The organism is Bombilactobacillus thymidiniphilus (assembly GCF_023380245.1).
In the GTDB taxonomy this organism is placed as follows: domain Bacteria; phylum Bacillota; class Bacilli; order Lactobacillales; family Lactobacillaceae; genus Bombilactobacillus; species Bombilactobacillus thymidiniphilus.
This window is the reverse complement of sequence record NZ_CP093365.1, coordinates 1,052,148-1,076,358: the sequence shown is the minus strand read 5'-3', so window position 1 is coordinate 1,076,358 and position 24,211 is coordinate 1,052,148. Positions and strand designations below refer to the sequence as shown.

Genomic DNA, 24,211 nt, shown 5'->3' with positions numbered 1-24,211 from the left:
TTATACCTCTTATAATTTCCATAAATTAGTGGCATTTACCATTCTGCGTAATTTTTGTTCACTATCAGCCGTTATCGTTAGAACGCCTACGTGATTGGAACCGACATCTTGTTGATAATTATTATTAAAAGTTACTTTCCATTGAGGATGTTCTTGAACCAACTTAATAATTTGGTCTAAATTGTCATGTGTAACCATTAAGTTGCAGCCACTAATTCTAGGTTGCCCTAAGGGCATCGGCCATTGACAAACACTGCGCAACAATAGCTCTTCTTGTGAAAAATTCATTACTTCGCGATAAATATCTGCAGCAAAAATCGTCCCCGGATAAATTCGTTCGACATAAAGCATGCCAGTCTTTGTAACACACAATTTAACAGCTAACAAGCCTTGATAAGTGATCGCAGTAGCAATGGTTTGTGCAATATCTTGGACCTCTTTAGCGATAACATCGTTGTCTTTTAGATTGACAAAAGCTGTTTGTAGGCCATCCGTCTGATTAACTTTAATAATTGGATATAATTGAATTTGCTTAGATTGGTCTTTACCGACCATAACAAATAACTCTTGTTCAATATCTACTAAAGATTCCAAAATAAAAGTTTGCATCGGCAATCGATAGTTATCAATTTCTTCTTGATTAGTAAAGATTTTGTGAAAGGAATGATTTAAACTACGCTGAATTGGCTTTAAGACGCAAGGAAAACCAATTTCTTGTACAGTTTGTTGCAAATCATTTTGATCTACAACAGTCGTAAATGGCGGTATATTAATATTATTATCGTTAAAAAAGCATTTTTCCAAATACGCATCTTGCACCAAATCTAAGATTTCCGTGTCCTGCACCAACTTAGACGCAGCGGTCAAAGTCTGTAGATCCGCTAGTTGAACGTTACCTTCTCCATACAAAACTACATCACTAACGTCTAATAATTTTTGCAAATCGACTCTATTTTGTGAATCACCAACAATCACTTGACAATCAACAAATTTCCACATAGCAAGTTGTTGAGTTAGCACAACAACTTTAAATCCCATTTCATTAGCTTTTTGTGCAAGCCTCAGAGGCTGCTTATCACCTGTGATAATTCCAACTGTACTATTCGGTCCTAGAAAATTCATCTTTTTCCTCACTCTTCAGCAAAAATAACTTGACCATTTTGAAAACCTGCAATCCGTGCTAAAGATTTAATTGGTATTTGCTGTTGCTCAACCATTTGGCGACCTTTTTGAAAAGTCTTTTCAATAACAATGCCAATTCCATATAAAGTAGCTTCTGCCTGGTTAATGATATCCGTGAGCCCAGCAATTGCCTGTCCATTAGCTAAAAAATCATCAACGATCAAGACATTATCACTTGATTGTAAAAAATTTTTAGAAATACTAATTTTATTATTAACTTTTTTAGTAAAAGAATAAACATCCGCCACAAATATATCACTATTCATCGTCACTGAACGATGCTTGCGGGCAAAAACAACTGGCACCTGAAAAAACAATCCAGTCATTACTGCTGGTGCTATGCCTGAAGATTCTACTGTTAAAATCTTAGTAATCGGTTGAGCTTTAAAATATTCATAGAAATTTTGACCTATTTTATACATAAGTTGCGAGTCAACCTGATGATTCAAGAAGCTATCAACTTTCAAAACATCATGATTTAATACCTGCCCCTTTTCCAGAATCTTATCTTCTAATTCTTTCACAGCTATCTCCTCCAGACTATTATTTAGCAATCATGATACGGCAATTAATGATTACTTGGTATCATATTGATATAAATTGTATTTTTCAATTAAACTAATGATCTTATCAGTATAGTCAGGGTCTGTCGCATAGCCATCTACTTGCAGATTTTGAGCAGCTTCAACATAATTGCTTGATGCTAGCACATGCTTATATTGATGTGTATTCCAACTAGTTCCGTAAGCCAGTAATTTATCATGGTCAGCAATAGAAGCATCAAAACTATTATATATTTGAAATTGAGCTGACACTGTTTGCCAATCACCATTAACATATTCTTTAGTTTGCAAAGACACGTACTGATCTCCGCCATCAGATTTTACCCCAAATAAGTTATGATAATCGGCAGCTAACTGACTTTTTCCCCAGTCACTTTCCAAAATAGCTTGTGCAATCGTAATACTAGGAAAAACACCATACTGATTGCCATACTTCATTGCTGCTGGTGCAATTTGTTTAATGAACTCATTTTTTTGATTATATTGATTAGTAACAGTCACAGATTTAGTTTGGTGATCAGCTGTTGGACGTAACAAACTGACTATTGTCAATAAAACCACGAGCACGACTGTGCAGGCACCAACAGTCAGTAATGAACGACCAGGATTTTTTTTGAATTTTTTAAAACGTAACCTTTTTGCCAAATTATTAACCCTTATCCGACTTCCGGATATCCCCTTTTTAAGTACGCAAATTATGTACAAAAAAACCAGCCAAATGGCTGGTTCAAACTAAAACTGATGGAATTAGTCTTTGTTAACGTTGACAGCTTGAGGTCCACGGTCACTTTCTTCAATATCAAAAGATACTGCTTGACCTTCTTCAAGAGTCTTATAACCTTCACCGTTGATAGCTGAGAAATGTACAAATACATCACTACCATCTTCGCGAGTGATAAAACCATAACCCTTTTCAGCGTTAAACCATTTTACTGTTCCATGTTCCATGTGAACATCCTCCTCAAAACACTTTTTGCATTTCATTGTGGTCTATATGGATGTAGTTACACATGAACCATCGAACCATAACCATTCAAAAATACGTTCTTATCTTAACATGTTCGAAAAATATAATCAATCACACTTCTTAAAAAATTAATGTTTTTTTAAGAAATAATTCTCGACAAAAAAGCAACCTCATAACAAGACCACCTAATGCGGGTAAGAAGACTCGAACTTCCACGGAGATAATTCTCCACAAGATCCTTAGTCTTGCGCGTCTGCCAATTCCGCCATACCCGCAAAAATAACACCCATTCATGATAATATGAATGAGCAAAATTTGCAAGTTACATTTGATTCATTTTTTGCAAATGCTTACTGATTAAATCTGTAGCTTTATCTTGTGCTTGTTCTGCAGCCAAAAATTGTTCTTGATCTACCGTCCGATCATCATGCATGCTGTCAACCATCGATTGACAAGCTACCACATAATCTTTATAAGCATCAACCAAAAGCATATTAACACCCATTATACGAGCAGGTGCTTTAGTTTGTTGTAATTTTTTTGTCAACTCAGCATATTCATCAGTTCCCATTTGAAAACTACTTTGAATTTGCAAATAGTGGCTAGCATCCATATTGATCAAATTTTCTTGCTCCAAAGCAGCTTTAATTTCTTGATAGCCCGGATTTAATTTTTCTTGAACTTGTTGCGTTGTTTCAATAATCTCATTCAACGTATTTACATATTTAATTGCACGCTGTTGTGCTTTATTCATAAGTTTTTACCTCACTAAAATTTATCAAATACTGTATATGGCAATTGTCGCTTATGTGCTGTTTTTAAGTACCAGGATTCAATCTTTTTCGCAGAATCAGCGGCAATTTCTTTACCCTCTAAATAATCATCTATTTCCTGATAAGTAACACCTAAAGCTACTTCATCTGCTAATCCAGGACGATCTTCTTCTAGGTCAGCTGTTGGTACTTTTCGATACAACATGCTAGGTGCTCCCAAAAATTCTAGTAATTGCTTACCTTGTCGTTTATTTAACCTGAACAGAGGAGTGATGTCAGCTGCACCATCGCCAAATTTAGTATAAAAACCGGTTACATTTTCAGCAGAATGATCTGTCCCCACAACACAACCTTGCAATTCACCAGCGATCGCATATTGCGTAATCATGCGTTGTCTAGCTTTAATATTGCCCTTATTAAAATCATTAATAACTAAATTATTTTCGGCAATGCTGTCAACCATAGCGTCTACTGCCGGTTTAATGTTAACACGATAAACTTGATCAGGTTTCATCCAATTGATTGATTGCAAAGCATCACTTTCATCAGCTTGTTGACCATACGGCAACCGTACTGCTACAAATTGATAACTTTTTTGACCTGTTTCTTGACGTAATTGTTCCACAGTCATTTGCGCTAATTTACCAGCCAAAGTGGAATCTTGCCCACCAGATATACCCAAAACTAAAGTTTTTAAACCACTTTTTTTCAAAAATTCTTTCATGAATCCGATTGAGCGTTTCACTTCCAACTGTGGATCAATTGTTGGTTGCACTTTTTCATATTCAATAATCTCTTTTTGCAAAGCTCGCATTTTCAAACCTCCCATTACCAAATAGAACTCATTTTAGCATATCTTGGTAAATACTCGTTACCGTCTTTGCTAAATGGGTGCTAGAAAAATTCTTAGCGCAATATTGATAAAAAGCTTGTCCCATCGGCCTTAATTGATCGTTTTCCCATTTTTCATGAGCAGCTAAGATTGCCTTCTTCAACTGTTCAATATTATTAATCTCTACAACCCAGCCAGTATTGGGAGCAATGACTGAAGCATTGGATCCAGTATCTGTAACAATCATTGGCAGGCCGTGATTAGCCGATTCTAAAAGCACCATTGAGAAACCTTCTGAAGTGGACGGTAACACAAAAAGATCAGCATTATCATAATACGGTGTAGTGTCGTCTTTAAAACCCACAAAATCAATTTTAGGTTCTAAATTGAGCCTTTTAGTTAATTTCTTCAGTTTTGGTTCATCAACACCATTACCAATAATTTGCAATCGATAATCAAAATCTAAATCTGCTAATGCACGAATCAAAGATTGTTGATTTTTCACTGGTACTAAACGAGCAACATTGATCATCGTAAAAATTGGTTGACGTGTCGTTTGCGGCGCTTGTTTTCTAAATTCAATTGCATTAAAAATAGGATGTATTTTAGCTCTTGCTACTCCTAATTTTTCTAAAATGGGTTGAAAACGAGGTGTCACTAATGTTAGTAAATCAGCTTTCTTTAAAGCTCGCACATTCAATTTAGTCATAATTTTACCCTTCAGTGTGTCCGGAAAATCAACATTAGGGTCACTATGAACTGTAATTACCCACTTAGCTTTGACTTTTTTATGAATTAAGCTCATTAAAAAGTTAGCTCGTGGCCCATGGGTGTTAACGACATCAATTTGGTTATCATTGATAAACTTCTTCAACCGATGAACTACTCGCAAGTCAAATTGACTGCTTTGATTCATAATCGTTGTCGGCAGACCTTTTTTCATTGACCAATCAGATACTGGTCCCTTTTCAAAAACGAGCAACTGCGAATTATGATTTTCTTCTTTATTCAACGCCGCTAATAAATTAATAATTACAGTGCGTCCACCGCCGGTTTCATTACCAGCATTAATTTGTAAAGTTTTCATAAATTACCCTCACAATTAAATTGTTAAAATTTTACAGTTATCGTACACTTAAAGTAATTCAGCAAGGAGTAGATAAATTGAATCAAAAAATAACAATCTTAGATTTACCTTTTATCAACACTACCCAGGAAAAGTTCAATCAAGAATTAGTTAAACGCCTGCAAAAAAAACTAAATACTTTTATTGTAACTGCTAATCCAGAAATCGCCGTTTATGCTCATGATAATCCCGCTTACAAACAATTAATTCAGCAGGCAGATTATATTACCCCAGATGGCATTGGAATCGTTAAAGCATCACAAATGCTCAACAAACCATTGACTGAGCGGATTACTGGTTTTGATACACTTACTAGTTTACTAGAAATTGCCAATAATCATAGTCTGAAAATATATCTTTTAGGTGCTAAGCCCGAAATTATTCAACAAACTGTTCAAAATATTCAGCAAAAATATACTAATTTACAGCTAGTAGGTTACAATGATGGTTATTTTACTGATAAGCAGCCAATTGTTGCTGATATTAAAGAAAAGCAACCTAACATCGTAGCAGTAGCTTTAGGTTATCCCAAACAAGAAGAATTTATCGCTCGTAATCGTAATATTAGCGACGCTGTATGGATTGGTGTCGGAGGCAGTTTTGATGTTTTATCAGGCAAAGTCAAACGCGCGCCAAAAATTTTCCAAGATCTTCATTTGGAATGGTTCTACCGCTTTGCTACACATCCTACAAGGTTGAAGCGCATCAAAGTTTTACCTCGGTTCATTAAACTAGTAAAAAAAGAACAACATTAGTATTATAAAATCCGCCAAGACTATTTTAGGTGTAGCGGATTTTATTTTGCTTGCTAATTAAACAAACAGTGCTCTGCATAATCAGCTGGCTAACCAACTATTATCGAGCACTGTTTTTAGTATCTTTTTTTATTTTGCGAAAAATATTCCAATTGATTCACTAAATACGCCGCTACTAATCCGAAATAAATACTTACACCAGGAGCGTTCAGCACATGTCCAGACAAAATTGACATGAAAAGTCCTAGACCAAAAGCCACAAAGTACAGTAAGTTGTCTTGAATAACATACTTGGTTAAATAACGAACAAAATAAAATGCCAGATATAAAATCAACCCAACTAAAGGTAATATTGTTAAGATTGATCCTATAATACCAAATTGGAAATAGAGATCAAATAAATCCATTTCAATTGTTCGGGGTCTATTTTTATAGTTGCCACCAACACCTAGCCCAAACAATTTTTGTGCTACAGGGGCTCTAGTGTATTGCTCAGCAGTTACCCGAAAATAGTTAGTACGACCACTTAATAATTTGGCAACTAATGGGTTGCTCAATTCCTTGTTTTGAATCAAAAATTTCTCATAATGATCCATATGTTTATGTTCTTTTTTATCACGAATAATTTTTTTCTTATTGGCTTGATTATCCTTAATAATATCCGCTTGAATTGCGCTATTCATGTGCACCGGCGATTTTGGATAAATCATCCCAATTCCGATAAAAGTGACCATAATCAACAAAATATTGACTGAATTTTGTGATCTTTTGCCATTTTTAGTTTTAGTAAACCATTTAATAACTAAATAAACTAAAGCAAAAATCAAGCCAATAATCATACCATAAAAACAACTTTTGGTTCCTAACATCACGACAGAAGATACTGTTAAAAAAACACCAATAAAATGCCAATATCTACCATGTTTATAAGAATAATTAATCGCATATAATAATATTATCGGAAAAGAAATGGCTAATATAGCACCTAATTCGTTTCCAGCGTTGAACCAGCCACTTTGACCAACTTTACCCTGAGGATAAGTATTAAAGCCACTATGCGTTAAAGTTGCCCCAATCATGACTATATTAATTATCATAACGGCCCAGTAGATAACTTTAGGTACTAAAACTCTAACAGTTTCTATTTTTAAATTACGTAATGCGTAATACATACCTAAAAAAATTAACAAATAATTTATCGTTTTAAAAGTACTGACGCCTTCATTAGTCAGCGAAAAAACAGGTTTATTAAACTTACTAACTACTAAATTAACAATAATAAAAACTAATAACGTGACTAAATACCAAGGAACCAAACGATCTAACCAATTACTATTCTCTTTAGCTGCAAAAACCACAAAACAAATAACTGCTAATAATACTATGGCGCGCACCAACACACCGATCGTTAAACCAAAGTGTGGCATTAATTTAACTTGCCAACCAGTAATAACATCCAAAACGGGTTGCAATATCACAAAATATATTAAGAATAAACCAAAATTTTGTAGCTGCTTTTTCTTCAAAATATTATCCATCATCTTTCCAAATAAAATTCAAAACGCTCACCCACATACTGAGTTCTAACATATTCAAATGGCTGTCCATTTGCTAAATAAGTTATTTGTCGCAGTCGCAAAATTGCCGATCCTCGTTTAATATTTAATAAATCAGATACTTTTTCCGAAGATAGCATAGAAGAAACTGTTTGTTGTGCATGCCCTAATTCATAGCCTTTTTGTTCCAAAGCATGGTAAAAAGATTGGGTAATTTCCTGACGACTCAAATTTTCTACAATCTTAATTGGTACAGTAGTTATCTCAAAGCAAATAGGCAATTGATCAGCTAAACGAATCCGCTCCATTCTCAAGACTTGATCCAATTGCACAAGCCGCAAATGATCACGTTCGCTAGCAGTAGGTTTAGCCATATGATAGGAAACAACTCTACTAGAAGGCTTTTTACCTTGTGCTAACATTATATCAGTAAAACTAGTTGTTCCCGACATTTTTTCTTGAACCTTTTGGCGCGCTACAAAAGTTCCTGATCCCACCTTCCTTTGTAAAATACCTTCATCAACTAACGTCTGTACTGCTTGTCGTAAAGTCATCCGACTAACTTTAAAACTAGTAGCTAGTTCTCTTTCAGATGGAATCCGCTGCCCGATTTTCCATTTACCCGCAGCAATATCTTGCTTAATTGTATTATGTATTTGTACATAAATTGGCATTTCCTGCACAGATCTCCCTCCTACTTCCCATTAATTTTATAAAATAAAAAAGCTGAAACTAACGTTTCAGCTAAGAATTGGGTTAGCTGGATTCGAACCAGCGCATAATGGAGTCAAAGTCCATTGCCTTACCGCTTGGCTATAACCCAATAATGGAAGGGAGTGGATTCGAACCACCGAACCCGAAGGAGCGGATTTACAGTCCGCCGCGTTTAGCCAGACTTCGCTACCCTTCCAAAAAACTATCAATAGAACACAAATAATAATACCTAATATTATCACTCATTGCAATAGTTAATTTAATTTTTTCAATGAATTCTATTGAATATTTTGCTAAAAACATTAATACAATAAGAAGTATAACAATTAATGTGCCAAAAAACTAAAATTAGCACTTCACAAAATAAAAAAGATTCGACAAATTAGTCGAACCTTTTTAGTTAATACCAGCCATCAATTCTTTTATTTTTGGTGTAACAATCATTAATAAAATGGCAAAGAAAATGGCAACAATACCAATAGCACCAAAGTAAACCATCTCATGACCAGGATAGAACTTCACTAATTGTGCATTGATTGCTTGGCCTGCAGAATCTGTCAAAAACCACATGCTCATCATTTCAGAAGAAAAAGCCTTTGGAGCTAATTTAGTCGTAACAGATAGACCGATTGGCGAAATCAACATTTCACCAATCTCTACAATACCCCAACTCAAGACTAGCCATAATGGGCTAACTTTGCCACCATTACCAAACATCAAGGGCAATACTAAAACTAAATAAGAAATCCCAGTAAAGATAAGACCCAACCAAAATTTAGTTGGCGAAGACGGTTGCTTTTTACCTAATTTGGTCCATAACAAAGCAAAAATCGGCGTATAAATAATAATAAAGAATGGGTTCAAACTTTGGAACCAACTAGGAATCAGCTTGAAGCCACCAATATTCAACTGAGTATTGTTAGCAACAAACAATCCCAAAATGGACGATCCCTGTTCTTCAATTGCCCAAAAAATAACTGCGGCAACGAATAAGCCAATATAAGCACTAACTCGCGATTTTTCAATCTTAGTAACTTTTTTACTACTCAAAATAATTATAAAATAAGCAATTGGCAAAATAACACCAAAAATACTTAGCAACAAAATAACATTATTTAGACTAGCCGTTTTAGTCATAAACATAACTAAAGCAATAATAATAAGCGCTATAATTGCCACAAATACTTTTTTAATTAAACTAATTTTTTCTGCATGATTCAATGGATCGGGGGCAACTAAACTGTTCTTTGGTAAATACTTCTTACCTTGGTAATAGTAAGTGATTAAACCAAAGAACATACCAATTGCTGCCAATGAAAAACCAACATGGAAATTGAACCAACTCCAAAATTGACTAACCACAAAAGGAGCAATCATTGAACCTAAATTAATTCCCATGACGAATATACTGAAACCTGCATCACGCCTTTGATCAGTTTCACTATATAATCCGCCGACCATTTCAGAAACATTTGGTTTTAATAATCCAGTACCTATAGTAATAAATAAGATTGATATATATAATGCGGGAGCACCTAATGGTAGTGACAAACAAATATGTCCAAACATAATTAAGACGCCACCCCAAAAAACTGTGCGACGACTACCTAAAATACGGTCACTGATATAACCACCCAACACACCAGTCATATAAACTAGTGAACCATAGATAGCAACAATTGAAGCCGCTGTTTCTTGATTAAAACCTAAACCACCTTTACTAACTGCATAATACATGTAATAAAGTAAAATAGCACGCATGCCATAATAGCTAAATCTTTCCCAAAACTCAGTCATGAAAAGCGTTTCTAAACCCTTTGGTTGACCAAAAAACGCTCTGTCAGATTTATTTTCCATAGTAATCTCCTAATATTAAACATACAAGAGATATTTTAATATTTATTAAGAATAAAGTCAAAGCAGTTCTTATCAAAAATAATAAATAAATTTATAATTAAACCTATAAATATAAGATTATATCAAATCCAACCATAATTTTTATAATCAATATTACTTTTATTCATTTCTGAAACATATGGATTGCCAGATACATAAAAACGCAGTTGCTTATCAGTCCATGTACCACGTTTGCTTACATGGATGCGCGGTGAACTCATAATTCGTCGAGGAATCTTACTTCTCTGTATTTTCATAGTTAACGCCGAGTCAAAAATTGACGCTAAATTTAATTGCTTCGATGTAATTCCCAAGGTCTGTGTCAGTTTACCAGGTCCATTACTCAAGTTAAAACCAGTTTGTGAGCGATTTTTTTCCATTGAATCAATTCCACTTATTGGCTGCAAACCACGCAATAAAATTCCTTGTGGCAAATCTCTTTTTTGCGTAACCAGATTAAGCATAAGGTGTCCATATAGAGAATAAATATAATAGGTCCTGGATCAGCATACAATGCTTCATTAGCAAGACTCCGATGTCCTTTATAGGCATGAGCAGTCGAATATTCTCCACCCAAATAAGCTTCAGCTTCTACAATTAATCCACTTGTAATTTGTGATCCATTCCGATAAACCAATTCGCACCCTAAGATATCTTGCGCAATTTGTGAGGTTACATTATTTTGACAAAATCCAGTTAACCCTGACTTCATTATTGTTTACTCCTAAATCAAAATGTTAAAATGAAATCTAGATAGGAAGTGAGAACTATTAAAATTATTAAAACTAATAACTTAAATAATAGAATTTATCAAGATAGCCTTAAAATCAGAAAAATAGTATTTGTAAAAGAACAAAATGTGCCTATTGATCTGGAAATTGATAACAACGAAGAAATTTATACACACTATGTAGGATATGACAACGAAATCCCCGTAGTTACTGCTCGCTCTTTAAGAACTTCAGATAATTCCGGTTGGCATATTCAGCGTGTCGCTACTTTAAAAGAATATCGCCATAAAGGACTAGGTAAACAGTTGCTTGACTATATAGAACAACAGGCCAAAATGAATAATATTACCTATTTAGAACTATCAGCACAAGATCAAGCTCAGCCATTTTATCTAAAATTAGGCTATGAAGTTACCAGTAAACAATTTCTGGATGCTGGAATAAAACACCACAATATGAAAAAAACAATAAATTAAGAGATGCATCTGTTAATATTTGGGGAAAACAAGCACACACTTAATTTTAGGGTATATACTTATACAACAAAAAAACACAGTATATTGAATATATACTATGTTTTTTTATTGATCAATGCTCATGCCAGTTGCAGGATTCGAACCTGTGACCCTCGGTTTACGATACCGATGCTCTACCAACTGAGCTAAACTGGCGAAGAAAAGAAAACCAGTAAACAAAAAAAGCCGGTATCCCGACTATAGCTCCGGTTGTCAGACTCGAACTGACGACACCCTGATTAACAGTCAGATGCTCTACCAACTGAGCTAAACCGGAATAAACAGCGTGGCAACGACCTATCCTCGCAGGCAGTTTCCCACCAACTACTTTCGGCGTTGAGAAGCTTAACTTCTGTGTTCGGCATGTCGACAGGTGTTTCCTCCTCGCTATCGCCACCACACTTGCTCTCTTCTCTTCTGAAAGAACCTTAGTCCTCTCAAAACTGAATATTAAGATAATTCTTCACCTTCACTGCTTGGTTAAGCCCTCGACCGATTAGTATTGCTCCGCTCCATATATCACTACACTTCCACGCGCAACCTATCTACCTCATCTTCTTTGAGGGGTCTTACTTCATTACTGAATGGGAAATCTCATCTTGAGGTGGGTTTCACACTTAGATGCTTTCAGCGTTTATCCCTTCCATACATAGCTACCCAGCGATGCCTTTGGCAAGACAACTGGTACACCAGTGGTATGTCCATCCCGGTCCTCTCGTACTAAGGACAGATCCTCTCAAATTTCCTACGCCCGCGACGGATAGGGACCGAACTGTCTCACGACGTTCTGAACCCAGCTCGCGTACCGCTTTAATGGGCGAACAGCCCAACCCTTGGGACCGACTACAGCCCCAGGATGCGATGAGCCGACATCGAGGTGCCAAACCTCCCCGTCGATGTGAACTCTTGGGGGAGATAAGCCTGTTATCCCCAGGGTAGCTTTTGTCCGTTGAGCGATGGCCCTTCCATACGGTGCCACCGGATCATTAAGCCCGACTTTCGTCCCTGCTCGACTTGTCTGTCTCGCAGTCAAGCTCCCTTCTACCTTTACACTCTACGAATGATTTCCAACCATTCTGAGGGAACCTTTGGGCGCCTCCGTTACTGTTTAGGAGGCGACCGCCCCAGTCAAACTGCCCACCTGACACTGTCTCCCGCCGTGCTTCAACGGCGTGGGTTAGAACTTTCATATAACAAGGGTAGTATCCCACCATTGCCTCCATCGATACTAGCGTACCGATTTCTATGGCTCCTACCTATCCTGTACATGTTACACAAAAATTCAATATCAAGCTACAGTAAAGCTCCATGGGGTCTTTCCGTCCTGTCGCGGGTAACCTGCATCTTCACGGGTATTATAATTTCACCGAGTCTATCGTTGAGACAGTGCCCAAATCATTACGCCTTTCGTGCGGGTCGGAACTTACCCGACAAGGAATTTCGCTACCTTAGGACCGTTATAGTTACGGCCGCCGTTTACTGGGGCTTCAATTCTGGGCTTCGACTCGAAGTCTAACTCATCCTCTTAACCTTCCAGCACCGGGCAGGCGTCAGCCCCTATACGTCATCTTACGATTTTGCAGAGACCTGTGTTTTTGATAAACAGTTGTTTGGGCCTTTTCACTGCGGCTGGCTTTTACACCAGCACCCCTTCTTCCGAAGTTACGGGGCTATTTTGCCGAGTTCCTTAACGATAGTTCTCTCGCTCACCTTAGGATTCTCTCCTTGACTACCTGTGTCGGTTTGCGGTACGGGTAATCAGTTTCTAACTAGAAGCTTTTCTCGGCAGTGTGACGCTCGTGCTTCGCTACTTAATTTCGCTCCCCATCACAGCTCGTCCTTAGAAATAAGCATTTGACTCATTCCCAGACTCACTGCTTGGACATGCTTTTCCAGCTGCATGCTCACGTTAATCTCCTGCGTCCCTCCATTGTTCAAACAAAACTGATTAGTACAGGAATCTCAACCTGTTATCCATCGATTACGCCTCTCGGCCTCATCTTAGGTCCCGACTAACCCTGGGCGGACGAGCCTTCCCCAGGAAACCTTAGTCTTCCGGTGGATCAGATTCTCACTGATCTCGCGCTACTCATACCGGCATTCTCACTTCTAAGCTCTCCACCAGTCCTCTCGATCTGGCTTCTTCGTGCTTACAACGCTCTCCTACCACATACACTTACGTGCACATCCACAGTTTCGGTACCATGCTTAGCCCCGGTACATTTTCGGCGCAGAGCCACTCGACTAGTGAGCTATTACGCACTCTTTAAATGAATTGCTGCTTCTAAGCCAACATCCTAGTTGTCTATGCAGCTCCACATCCTTTTCCACTTAGCATGGATTTTGGGACCTTAACTGGTGATCTGGGCTGTTTCCCTTTCGACGATGGATCTTATCACTCACCGTCTGACTCCCGAGTATAGATCTATGGCATTCGGAGTTTATCTGAATTCAGTAACCCATGACGGGCCCCTAGTCCAAACAGTGCTCTACCTCCACGATCCTCTCCTCGAGGCTAGCCCTAAAGCTATTTCGGAGAGAACCAGCTATCTCCAAGTTCGTTTGGAATTTCACCGCTACCCACACCTCATCCCCGCAATTTTCAACTTACGTGGGTTCGGTCCTCCAGTGCGTTTTACCGCACCTTCAACCTGGACATGGGTAGGTCACTTGGTTTCGGGTCTACGTCTACGTACTTCTTCGCCCTATTCAGACTCGCTTTCGCTTCGGCTCCGTCTTTTTCAACTTAACCTTGCACGCAAACGTAACTCGCCGGTTCATTCTACAAAAGGCACGCCATCACTCTTTAACGAGCTCTGACTACTTGTAGGCACACGGTTTCAGGATCTATTTCACTCCCCTCCCGGGGTGCTTTTCACCTTTCCCTCACGGTACTTGTTCACTATCGGTCACTAGGGAGTATTTAGCCTTGGGAGATGGTCCTCCCTGCTTCCGACGGGGTTTCACGTGCCCCGCCGTACTCAGGATCCTGGTAGAGTGTCTCTGATTTCGCTTACTAGACTGTCACTATCTTTGGTTCAGCTTCCCAACTGATTCTGCTATCTTTGACTTTCTCATGTCCCAGTCCTACAACCCCAAAAAGCATGCTCTTTGGTTTGGGCTCTTTCCATTTCGCTCGCCGCTACTCAGGAAATCGATTTTTCTTTCTCTTCCTGTGGCTACTTAGATGTTTCAGTTCACCACGTTTACCTCACTCTTAACTTTCGTTAAGGTGTAACTAGCTTTTACTCTAGCTGGGTTGCCCCATTCGGAGATCTCCGGATCTACGCTTACTTACAGCTACCCGAAGCATTTCGGTGTTCGTTCCGTCCTTCATCGGCTCCTAGTACCTAGGCATCCACCGTGCGCCCTTATCATCTTAACCTTACTAAAACAATAATTCGTTTCTTCTTGAATCTCTCGATTCGCAGTTTCTCGGTGTTTTCTGTTTCTTTCTCTTAATATTCAGTTTTCAAAGTACTAATTTTTGAGAGTAGACCTCTCAAAACTAAACAAAGTTTCTACAAAGTGCTTCCGTTATTTTCCTTAGAAAGGAGGTGATCCAGCCGCAGGTTCTCCTACGGCTACCTTGTTACGACTTCACCCTAATCATTTGTCCCACCTTAGACGGCTAGCTCCCCGAAGGGTTACCCCACCGGCTTTGGGTGTTACAAACTCTCATGGTGTGACGGGCGGTGTGTACAAGGCCCGGGAACGTATTCACCGCGGCATGCTGATCCGCGATTACTAGCGATTCCAACTTCATGCAGGCGAGTTGCAGCCTGCAATCCGAACTGAGAATGGTTTTAAGAGATCTGCTTGCCCTCGCGAGTTTGCTTCTCATTGTACCATCCATTGTAGCACGTGTGTAGCCCAGGTCATAAGGGGCATGATGATTTGACGTCGTCCCCACCTTCCTCCGGTTTGTCACCGGCAGTCTCACTAGAGTGCCCAACTTAATGCTGGCAACTAGTAACAAGGGTTGCGCTCGTTGCGGGACTTAACCCAACATCTCACGACACGAGCTGACGACAACCATGCACCACCTGTCTTCCTGTCCCCGAAGGGAACCCTGTATCTCTACAGCTTTCAGGAGATGTCAAGACCTGGTAAGGTTCTTCGCGTAGCTTCGAATTAAACCACATGCTCCACCGCTTGTGCGGGCCCCCGTCAATTCCTTTGAGTTTCAACCTTGCGGTCGTACTCCCCAGGCGGAGTGCTTAATGCGTTAGCTGCAGCACTGAGAGGCGGAAACCTCCCAACACTTAGCACTCATCGTTTACGGCATGGACTACCAGGGTATCTAATCCTGTTCGCTACCCATGCTTTCGAGCCTCAGCGTCAGTAACAGACCAGAGAGCCGCCTTCGCCACTGGTGTTCTTCCATATATCTACGCATTTCACCGCTACACATGGAGTTCCACTCTCCTCTTCTGCACTCAAGTCTTCCAGTTTCTGATGCTCTTCCTCAGTTAAGCTGAGGGCTTTCACATTCAGACTTAAAAAACCGCCTGCGCTCCCTTTACGCCCAATAAATCCGGACAACGCTTGCCACCTACGTATTACCGCGGCTGCTGGCACGTAGTTAGCCGTGACTTTCTGGTTGAATACCGTCACTATCTGAGCAGTTACTCTCAAATACGTTCTTCTTCAACAACAGGATTTTACGATCCGAAAACCTTCTTCATCCACGCGGCGTTGCTCCATCAGACTTTCGTCCATTGTGGAAGATTCCCTACTGCTGCCTCCCGTAGGAGTTTGGGCCGTGTCTCAGTCCCAATGTGGCCGATTACCCTCTCAGGTCGGCTATGCATCATTGCCTTGGTAAGCCGTTACCTTACCAACTAGCTAATGCACCGCAGGTCCATCCCAAAGTGACAGCCGAAACCGTCTTTCAACTTCTAGCCATGTGACCAAAAGGTTTATGCGGTATTAGCAACTGTTTCCAGTTGTTATCCCCCGCTTTGGGGCAGGTTACCTACGTGTTACTCACCCATCCGCCGCTCGCTTTACTATCTTCCTACCCGAAGGTATTCCGTTAGCTCAGCTCGCTCGACTTGCATGTATTAGGCACGCCGCCAGCGTTCGTCCTGAGCCAGGATCAAACTCTCATTTTTAGTTTGTGACTCATAGACTCAAACTTGCGTTCTTGTCTTCTTTATTGCTCTTAATTGACAGGTTCTTGTGAACCCTGCACTTTGCTTAAAAGAAACTTTGTTCAGTTTTCAAAGGTCTACTTTGTTGCTCGTCGACTTGCGTCGGCTCTCATATTATATCATCTCAACGATCACATGTCAACAACTTTTTTTAGAAGTGTTTGCGTTTCTTTCAACGCCTGTGTCTGTCTCGCTGACAACAAATGATATATTATCAACTTTTCGTCCTTTTGGCAAGTACTTTTTTCTTTATTTTGTTATTTTTTTCTCCCCATTCATATAAGGAACCAAAATATCAGGAATAGTAACAGTACCATCTTCGTTTTGATAATTCTCTAAGATTGCTGCTACAGCACGCCCTACAGCTAATCCTGAGCCATTTAAAGTGTGAACAAATTCTAGCTTACCTTCTGAATTACGATAACGAATTTGCGAGCGACGAGCTTGAAAATCCGTGCAATTAGAACAACTAGAAATTTCTCGATACATATTTTGTTGAGGCATCCATACTTCTAAATCATACGTTTTTGCAGAACTAAAACTAGCATCACCACTTGATAATGTTATTACACGATACGGCAAATTCAATTTACGCAAAATATTTTCTGCATTAGCTGTTAACTTTTCCAATTCATTCCATGAATCCTCAGGTTTACAAAATTTGACCATTTCAACTTTATTGAATTGGTGCAATCTAATCAAACCACGAGTATCACGTCCAGCAGAACCAGCTTCTGAACGAAAACAAGGTGTCAAAGCTGTCAAATAAGTTGGTAATTGTTCTTCACTAAGAATTTCACCACGATAATAGTTAGTCAAAGGAACTTCAGCTGTAGGAATTAACGTTAAAGGACGTTCTTCATCCATAATTGAATAAACATCTTCCGTAAATTTAGGAAACTGTCCTGTACCAAACATAGAATCATTATTCACCAAATATGGTGGAACCACTTCAGTATAGCCATCTTTTTGATGTTCATCTAACATAAAGTTATATAGAGCACGTTCTAATTTAGCACCTAAGCCCATGTAATATACAAAGCGACTTCCTGCTACTTTAGCACCACGTTCAAAATCCAGGATATTAAGATTTTCGCCCAACTCCCAATGTGCCTTAGGCTCAAAGCTGAACTCACGAGGGGTTTCCCATTTGCGCAATTCAGTATTAGCTGATTCATCAGCACCTACAGGAACAGAATCATCACTAAAATTAGGTAAGCGAACTAAAATTTGTTCCGTTTGCTCACTAATTTGTTCCAATTGTGCATCTAAATGCTTAATATCTTGTCCAACATGCTGCATCTTGGTAATTTGTTGATTTGCATCTTCTTTAGCTCTTTTCAAAGTAGCAATTTGCTTAGAAACTTCATTACGTTGAGCTTTTAGTTCTTCAACTTGAGTCATTATTTCACGCCTTTTTGCGTCTAGAATTAATAAATCATCAATTTGACTACCTGAAACATTTCGTTGCTCCATTTTTTCTTTAGCCCAAGCTGGATTTTTTCGAATTAATTTAATATCTAACATAACAATTCCTCCAAAAATAAAAGAGACTCATCCCCAATAGGGACGAATCTCTAGATTCGCGGTACCACCCACGTTCAACAAACTAATGTTGCCACTTTGATGTTTTTATTTAAATAATTGAGAATATATTCATGATACTGGAAGACGAATTGCTAGATTCTCAACTTCTTCTAGCTCTCTGTAAATTCTAAAGGTACCATATACTACATACATGATAATATAATGCATACCAAATTGCAATTACTTAGAAATTTTCTCATTAGTCCAAATATCTCTAATCAGACTCAACAATTGACCATATTGAATACTATCAGTATCATGATTCCACTGAAACATGTAAGCAGTTGATTTATGCTTAACATTGATTGTTGAACTTGTGGTAATTATCAAATCAGCTGTCGTGGAATCATCAACCAATTCTACATAAGGCAAAGCATATAAAGTCCCGATTAAGTCAACATAGTAAAAGAAATCTTCTTCTATGCTAGGATATACTTTCACCGCAAAATGTTTTGAAGACAAAACCATTAAACGTAGAGATACATTATATAATGTATCAGTCAAAAGAGTTACCTTATCATCAAAATCCAAAAACTCTTCATTATTGACTAAATTAGTCAAAACTGTTCTAATCTGCTTTTTATATTCCGGTAAATCAATACTTGACATATCCATTTCTTCACCAGCATAGAAAGTTACCATCTGATAATAACTATTGCCAAACGCCAAAATTCCAATAATAATGCGTACACAATTCACTTGTAACAACTTCATGGCATCATCATCAAGATTTAGGCGCTGTTGCACGTCGTAAGGCATAGCTTGCAAAGATTCAATCACAAAATGATAAATTGTTGTATCATATTCCTTCACATAATCCAGAATTTCTCCTAATTTATCAGCACGATAAGGAATATCATTTAAAGAACAATGGATTAAATTATATAAATTATAAGTTTCATTCATCAATATTGAATCGGGCAAATCCAAGAAATGTTTAATAATAGGTTTCAATCCAGATTCAGTAACTTTATTATTATCAGCATCTTTCAAAAGTGAGCTATAAATATTAGTATGCGGATATTGAATATAGTTAATTCGTGGATCCTTTTTCAATGAATGACCATGATAACTGCGTAAACAACTGACAGCAGCAAAATTAGTAAAGAGCAAGAAAGTTATTTCGTTGAAGTCCGAATATCTTAGTTGTTGCAGCGCATTTTGCATCAACCAAACAGCAGATTTTTGGTCAAATTCTTTAAAAGGCCAGGCAAATCCTCTTGTTGCATCCCAAAACATAATACCCAAAGCCAAACGAATATCTTTCTCGTCACCTACAAAGCGCATTGGCTCATAAGTAACGCGAATATCAAATTTCTTCAAAAAAATACGCATAGAACGTAAATGACGTAAAGCTGTAGCCTTGCTGTTGCCACGTTCTTGATAAAAATTCTCAAAAGATTGGCAACTTCCCTCCAAAATGGCACTCATAAAATTAAAAGTATCTGATTGCTTAACCAAAAAATAATGATACTCATCATTGCTAACTGCAAAAATATCCCTAATAGAAGGATCTAATTTATCAAGTAAAACCTTCATATCATGCACAATACTGTCATAAGTGTTATAAATACTGCCGTAACTTTTGTTCATTTGAGCAGCAATCTGTCTAAAATTAATATCGTAAATATCAAATTGCAGGTCACGATACGCATCTAAACTAGCTTTGTTAGCGTGCTCCAAAATCTTTGACTGTCGAACTTGCTCAAACAATTTTAATTTCTCTAAATCCGAAGTCGATAAAAATATATCTTGATGTTTATCCAAAATTCAATCCTCCAGCTTCTAATAAGATTTCCCCAAATCTATTATCATAAACAAAATAATTCAAACTAATATATTGTTATGATACTAGTTATAATCTATCCTATTAAAGATAAAAATTCAAATAAAACAATAATTTATTATTTTATCTTGCCTATGACCTTAAAACGCACCAAAAAAATCCATGAAATGAGATTTAAAAATAACATTTAGCACAAAAAAATACCCTCACTTTTTAGTGAAGGTATTTTTACTATTGTGTGCTGTCCGCAGCAAGTGTCCAAGTAATTGTAGCAGTATAATCACCTACTTTTTGACCACTAGTAGGACCAGTATATAAATTCATCTTATTAAAACACAGTCCCCATACACCTGTACCTTTTCCTTTGTCAGCAGACATAACTACAGCAGAAGTAGGTACATCGTCTTTAAGCAAACCTTGTGAAGTAACAGGTTCAACAGGCTTAATGGATATAGGATTACTATTATTAACATTACTGCTAGACGGCGCCGTAGCCATTCCCGCAGTACTTTCAAATATAGGGTCGCCAGCATTCTCATAAAAGTTCTTAACAGCATAAACTGTAGACGACTCAATATTCAGTGATTCAATATCTTGCACATTATCTCCATTTTTAAAAGGAGATATGCTAGCACTTAAACTCCAGCCTGTATTATCAGCACCCCGACTGTCAGCAACAATGACTGAATTTTGTAAAATACTAGCGTTATCTACAGGCTGTGTACCATCAGAATATGGAACAAAATGCCACTTACGACTGACATATTGTAATTGCTTTCCGAAATAAAAGTTTTGAGTACTGGGTGTATAAACACCCAGTTTGCCCGTAGCAAAACCAACACCACTTGTACTTTGTGGTGGCTTAGAACTTGTAGGATCAACTGGCACATTATCAGGTAAACTTTCTGCACTAACCTCAATATTATAACTACAAATTAATGCAGTTATGATAGCCAGAACACTCAAAAATTGACTAAATATATTTAGCAGCTTTGAAATTTTCAAACTATCCCCCCACTATCTATATATCATTTTGATGCTTTCTTTTGACCTTTTCTATAAAACCAGTAGAACAAAATCCCGATCAAAATAATTAAAATAATAACAATAATAATAATCAACGGCCAATAATTCTTCTTTACAGCAGGATTTTGTCTATTCAGACGATTAGCATCTTCAGGTGAAATAGTAAAATTCTTTTTAAAATTCCAACTACGAGCCGAAGTCTTAACGTGAACACGAGCCTGATAATTACCAGCTTTCATAGGCTCATTTCCCCAACTAATCGGAAAATCAAAATTAGAATTAGGGGCAAAATTCATCTGCTTCTGGTTACTTCTAAATAACAACTTATTACTATTAGCAGGATAAATTTTAGCATCCACCTGCATGTCATTATTAGTTATATACTTAGGTTCAAAATTCTGCAAATTGATAAATACAGCAGGATTGTTGGCTAAAAGCGCTGGTTTAACTCGAACTAAACGCAAATCAGGTTGCGCCTCATCAAAGTTACCGACCTTGAACAACACACTGACAGCGTAAGAATAAACATTATTCAAGTGCATACCAGATTTAGAAGCTGACTTTTTAGCTGCCTTATTATTCACAGTAGGTGAATAAATATAAAAGCTACCAAGCATAGCACCATTTAATTTAGGTGCATTAACTTGAACATTCTCCACTACATCTTGCGATTGTTTTGGTTGAATCTTGATAGTCTTCTTGGTAGGACCCATTTTAGTCCAGTTATACTTTAAGCTAGAGTCAACTTTATGCGACAAATTCGAATAATTAAGTTGACCTTGGCTAGTAGTACCGGCAACGGTTGGTACAACAACCACTTTGATTGGATACTTATGGTTGTTTGTAATCTTCATTGTTAGTGGGTAACTTTGTCCGGATTGCGCACTAACAGTAAAAAAATCATCTTTACTGGCGGTAGGTTGCGCACCAGTAGTAGGCTCCACAGAAAAACCTGCTGCACCGCTAATAGCAGCTTTAGCAGTAGTATGGAATCCAAATACAGCAACTACTAAAATAGCTACCACTATAAATATTCGTCGAAATTGTCGCACTATCATTCTCCTAGCTTAGTTCATGTGCAGGTTAATAAAACATTACTATCAGTTACCAGGTGTTGGATCTGCATTAAGTGTCCAATTTAGTGTTGATTTATAAACTTTACCAGTCTTTATACTTTGGATGTTGTCAACAGTTGGATTTAAAGTGACATCTGCACTAGGAAAACTAATACCAGTAGGTCCAAAACGCTTGACACTAGCTATAACCGATGGGTTGGTACTAACAGTTGAGACTGGTGAATCAGCAGAAGGACCATCTAAAGAAATCTTATCTGTAGCACTTGGACTACCACTATCAACTGAATATGATGGAGTACCGTCTGAATCGATTGTAGTCTTTATATTACTAAAGTTAACCCCACTGATTTTCATAGGGATATTTATTTTAGCATCACCGGAATCAGCAGTAGCAAATTCCTCCATAGATAATGTTAAATTCCAAGAATGATCTGGAGCAGTGTTGGCCTCTGTATCACGATTATCAACAACAATAGCAGCCCGATTCCTATCACTACCATCACTACCAGAATCGGCATTAAATAGATTAAGTGGTTTCGTAGAAACTTTATTGCCTGCGCCAAAATCAAAGTTAGGCACTTGAACAAGCAATAAATCACCAGATTCAAACTGCACACCAGCTGTGCTATCATGAGTGGCAGCAGAACCAGATGTCGCTGCTACGCCAGAGCCATCGTTAATTTCCTCTGAATCACTGCTTAATACTCCACTACCAGCAGCTTGAACATTTTGAACTACTAACGGAGCTCCTACAGCCAACAATGCAACAGAACTAAAAGCTATACTTAATTTATTAGATTTCATGAATTAATTCCCTCCTCAAATATTTAACACTTATAATTTAACATTATAAGCTAACTAAAAACACAAATAAAGTTCAAACAAGTCACAATTATGTCACAAACATTGTAACCATTTAAATAATAATTTACCTTTGCCGCTTAATACCGCGGTTAAAAGCATACTTAAACATAACATATAAAAAAATCATAAACAATAAAATAACTAAAATAATTATAATAATAATAAATGGCAACTTATCATGTTTCAAAAACAGATTATGTTTGTTCAAGCTATTGGCTTCATGCTCACTAACCACTAAATAGCGCTTAAAATGCCATTTGCTATCACCAGTATCCACTTTCATAGAATATTGATAGCGTCCTGGCTTAATCATTTGCCTCCCCATATCTAAACTCAATGGGGCAATTGCATTGGCTGTCAAAGATCCGGCAGTCAAATGCTGCTGCTTAATAACCTTGCCTTGACTATTTTTAAGTTGCATCTGATAATCAACCGCCCCACTACCATAATAAAGTGGCTGCTGATTATGCAAATTGGCAACTAAATTGACACTGCCTGATTTGCTCTGGAAAGCGACTTTACCCAAGTCAACTTTAGGTTTCAATTGATTGTAATCACCAATATTTAATAGTACGCCATAAGCAATTTGAAAAGTATTAACTTGATTATGACGATGATGTTTTTGTAACAATTTGACTAGAATTGCACCAGAGATCGTTCCTTGATAATTATTAGGTGCTTCCACAGTCAATGGAACACGTGTTGTTGAATGTGCTTTAACAGTAACTTTCTGCGGCTTTAACCCCAATTGCTGCAGATCATATTTGAACGACTTATCCAAATTATGATGACTAGGATCGACCAGATTGATATTGCCAGTAGCATCAGTATGAGCAATTGTGCCACGAACCAACACCTTGAGATCACGATTAGAGGTATTATTCAAACGAACCGCAAAATCGGCAGTAGCTTCGGGCTGCAAATCAACATTGACTACAGAACTAGACGCTAGAACTTTATTAGTTGCTGGAACTTCCAGTTGCGTAGTAATCGGCATTCCTTGATCTATTGCATGCACTTCATGTTGATTACAAAAAAGCCATCCCGCGCTGATCAAAACTATCACCATGAAATAAGAAAAGCTGTGTTTTTTCATCATTTAAATA

The 24,211-nt window shown here is 37.8% G+C and carries 20 protein-coding genes, 5 tRNA genes and 3 rRNA genes; 2 read left to right on the top strand and 26 right to left on the bottom strand.

Features of this window, described 5'->3' with window-relative positions:
• Positions 1-9: 9 nt before the first annotated feature.
• The 8 genes from MOO47_RS05490 to MOO47_RS05455 all read right to left on the bottom strand — a co-directional run bounded on the left by MOO47_RS05490 (position 10) and on the right by MOO47_RS05455 (position 5,404).
• The gene (locus MOO47_RS05490; RefSeq protein WP_249512456.1) at positions 10-1,122 is read right to left on the bottom strand and encodes an ATP-grasp domain-containing protein; all 1,113 of its coding nucleotides are present in this window, start codon (positions 1,120-1,122) and stop codon (positions 10-12) included.
• Between the two features lie 8 nt (positions 1,123-1,130).
• Positions 1,131-1,706: a xanthine phosphoribosyltransferase gene (locus MOO47_RS05485; RefSeq protein ID WP_249512455.1), complete on the bottom strand. Its 576-nt coding sequence runs from the start codon at positions 1,704-1,706 to the stop codon at positions 1,131-1,133.
• A 51-nt stretch (positions 1,707-1,757) separates the two neighbouring features.
• Positions 1,758-2,390, bottom strand: a complete 633-nt coding sequence (locus MOO47_RS05480) for a glycoside hydrolase family 73 protein (protein WP_249512454.1) — start codon at positions 2,388-2,390, stop codon at positions 1,758-1,760.
• A gap of 102 nt (positions 2,391-2,492) precedes the next feature.
• Complete coding sequence (locus tag MOO47_RS05475) at positions 2,493-2,693, bottom strand: cold-shock protein (RefSeq protein WP_249512453.1); 201 nt, start codon at positions 2,691-2,693, stop codon at positions 2,493-2,495.
• 208 nt (positions 2,694-2,901) lie between these two features.
• Positions 2,902-2,987, bottom strand: a tRNA-Leu gene (locus MOO47_RS05470).
• Positions 2,988-3,034: 47 nt separating this feature from the next.
• Positions 3,035-3,466, bottom strand: a complete 432-nt coding sequence (locus MOO47_RS05465) for a hypothetical protein (RefSeq protein ID WP_249512452.1) — start codon at positions 3,464-3,466, stop codon at positions 3,035-3,037.
• Between the two features lie 14 nt (positions 3,467-3,480).
• On the bottom strand, positions 3,481-4,299 hold the full coding sequence (nadE, locus tag MOO47_RS05460) for an ammonia-dependent NAD(+) synthetase (RefSeq protein WP_249512451.1): 819 nt from the start codon (positions 4,297-4,299) through the stop codon (positions 3,481-3,483).
• 28 nt (positions 4,300-4,327) lie between these two features.
• On the bottom strand, positions 4,328-5,404 hold the full coding sequence (locus tag MOO47_RS05455) for a glycosyltransferase (RefSeq protein WP_249512450.1): 1,077 nt from the start codon (positions 5,402-5,404) through the stop codon (positions 4,328-4,330).
• Between the two features lie 77 nt (positions 5,405-5,481).
• Here MOO47_RS05455 and MOO47_RS05450 point away from each other — a divergent pair, with 77 nt between their 5' ends.
• Positions 5,482-6,198, top strand: coding sequence for a WecB/TagA/CpsF family glycosyltransferase (locus MOO47_RS05450; protein WP_249512449.1), 717 nt, complete (start codon positions 5,482-5,484; stop codon positions 6,196-6,198).
• Positions 6,199-6,314: 116 nt separating this feature from the next.
• Here the strand turns inward: MOO47_RS05450 and MOO47_RS05445 are convergent, their stop codons facing one another.
• The 7 genes from MOO47_RS05445 to MOO47_RS07770 form a co-directional block, all read right to left on the bottom strand.
• Positions 6,315-7,724, bottom strand: coding sequence for an O-antigen ligase family protein (locus tag MOO47_RS05445; protein ID WP_249512448.1), 1,410 nt, complete (start codon positions 7,722-7,724; stop codon positions 6,315-6,317).
• Between the two features lie 11 nt (positions 7,725-7,735).
• Positions 7,736-8,428: a GntR family transcriptional regulator gene (locus MOO47_RS05440; protein ID WP_249513550.1), complete on the bottom strand. Its 693-nt coding sequence runs from the start codon at positions 8,426-8,428 to the stop codon at positions 7,736-7,738.
• Positions 8,429-8,505: 77 nt separating this feature from the next.
• Positions 8,506-8,577, bottom strand: a tRNA-Gln gene (locus MOO47_RS05435).
• Between the two features lie 4 nt (positions 8,578-8,581).
• Positions 8,582-8,664 (bottom strand) — tRNA-Tyr (locus MOO47_RS05430).
• A 200-nt stretch (positions 8,665-8,864) separates the two neighbouring features.
• Positions 8,865-10,325 (bottom strand): peptide MFS transporter, encoded by a 1,461-nt coding sequence (locus tag MOO47_RS05425; protein ID WP_249512447.1) that lies wholly within the window; start codon positions 10,323-10,325, stop codon positions 8,865-8,867.
• 122 nt (positions 10,326-10,447) lie between these two features.
• The gene (locus MOO47_RS07775) at positions 10,448-10,828 is read right to left on the bottom strand and encodes a DNA-3-methyladenine glycosylase (protein ID WP_396022023.1); all 381 of its coding nucleotides are present in this window, start codon (positions 10,826-10,828) and stop codon (positions 10,448-10,450) included.
• Positions 10,759-11,076, bottom strand: a complete 318-nt coding sequence (locus MOO47_RS07770; protein ID WP_396022022.1) for a DNA-3-methyladenine glycosylase — start codon at positions 11,074-11,076, stop codon at positions 10,759-10,761. Before MOO47_RS07770 ends, MOO47_RS07775 begins: the two co-directional genes overlap by 70 nt.
• 48 nt (positions 11,077-11,124) lie before the next feature.
• Between MOO47_RS07770 and MOO47_RS05415 the strand changes: the two genes are divergently transcribed.
• Positions 11,125-11,571 carry a GNAT family N-acetyltransferase gene (locus MOO47_RS05415; RefSeq protein ID WP_317617084.1) on the top strand — a complete coding sequence of 149 codons (447 nt, stop codon included), beginning with the start codon at positions 11,125-11,127 and terminating at the stop codon, positions 11,569-11,571.
• 122 nt (positions 11,572-11,693) lie between these two features.
• Here the strand turns inward: MOO47_RS05415 and MOO47_RS05410 are convergent.
• The 11 genes from MOO47_RS05410 to MOO47_RS05360 all read right to left on the bottom strand — a co-directional run bounded on the left by MOO47_RS05410 (position 11,694) and on the right by MOO47_RS05360 (position 24,204).
• Positions 11,694-11,766, bottom strand: a tRNA-Thr gene (locus MOO47_RS05410).
• 48 nt (positions 11,767-11,814) lie between these two features.
• Positions 11,815-11,887 (bottom strand) — tRNA-Asn (locus tag MOO47_RS05405).
• Between the two features lie 7 nt (positions 11,888-11,894).
• Positions 11,895-12,011 (bottom strand): 5S ribosomal RNA (rrf, locus tag MOO47_RS05400).
• 75 nt (positions 12,012-12,086) lie between these two features.
• Positions 12,087-14,995, bottom strand: a 23S ribosomal RNA gene (locus MOO47_RS05395).
• Between the two features lie 165 nt (positions 14,996-15,160).
• Positions 15,161-16,727, bottom strand: a 16S ribosomal RNA gene (locus MOO47_RS05390).
• Together the 16S, 23S and 5S rRNA genes with 2 tRNA genes alongside form the textbook arrangement of a ribosomal RNA operon.
• 288 nt (positions 16,728-17,015) lie before the next feature.
• On the bottom strand, positions 17,016-18,293 hold the full coding sequence (gene serS, locus MOO47_RS05385; protein WP_260523899.1) for a serine--tRNA ligase: 1,278 nt from the start codon (positions 18,291-18,293) through the stop codon (positions 17,016-17,018).
• Between the two features lie 240 nt (positions 18,294-18,533).
• A complete protein-coding gene (locus MOO47_RS05380) occupies positions 18,534-20,120 on the bottom strand; it encodes a helix-turn-helix domain-containing protein (RefSeq protein ID WP_249512446.1) in 1,587 nt (528 codons plus the stop codon).
• Positions 20,121-20,370: 250 nt separating this feature from the next.
• The gene (locus MOO47_RS05375; RefSeq protein ID WP_249512445.1) at positions 20,371-21,144 is read right to left on the bottom strand and encodes a WxL domain-containing protein; all 774 of its coding nucleotides are present in this window, start codon (positions 21,142-21,144) and stop codon (positions 20,371-20,373) included.
• Between the two features lie 23 nt (positions 21,145-21,167).
• The gene (locus tag MOO47_RS05370) at positions 21,168-22,223 is read right to left on the bottom strand and encodes a DUF3324 domain-containing protein (RefSeq protein ID WP_249512444.1); all 1,056 of its coding nucleotides are present in this window, start codon (positions 22,221-22,223) and stop codon (positions 21,168-21,170) included.
• A gap of 42 nt (positions 22,224-22,265) precedes the next feature.
• On the bottom strand, positions 22,266-23,045 hold the full coding sequence (locus tag MOO47_RS05365) for a WxL domain-containing protein (RefSeq protein WP_249512443.1): 780 nt from the start codon (positions 23,043-23,045) through the stop codon (positions 22,266-22,268).
• Between the two features lie 124 nt (positions 23,046-23,169).
• Complete coding sequence (locus MOO47_RS05360; protein WP_249512442.1) at positions 23,170-24,204, bottom strand: WxL protein host-binding domain-containing protein; 1,035 nt, start codon at positions 24,202-24,204, stop codon at positions 23,170-23,172.
• Positions 24,205-24,211: the final 7 nt, after the last annotated feature.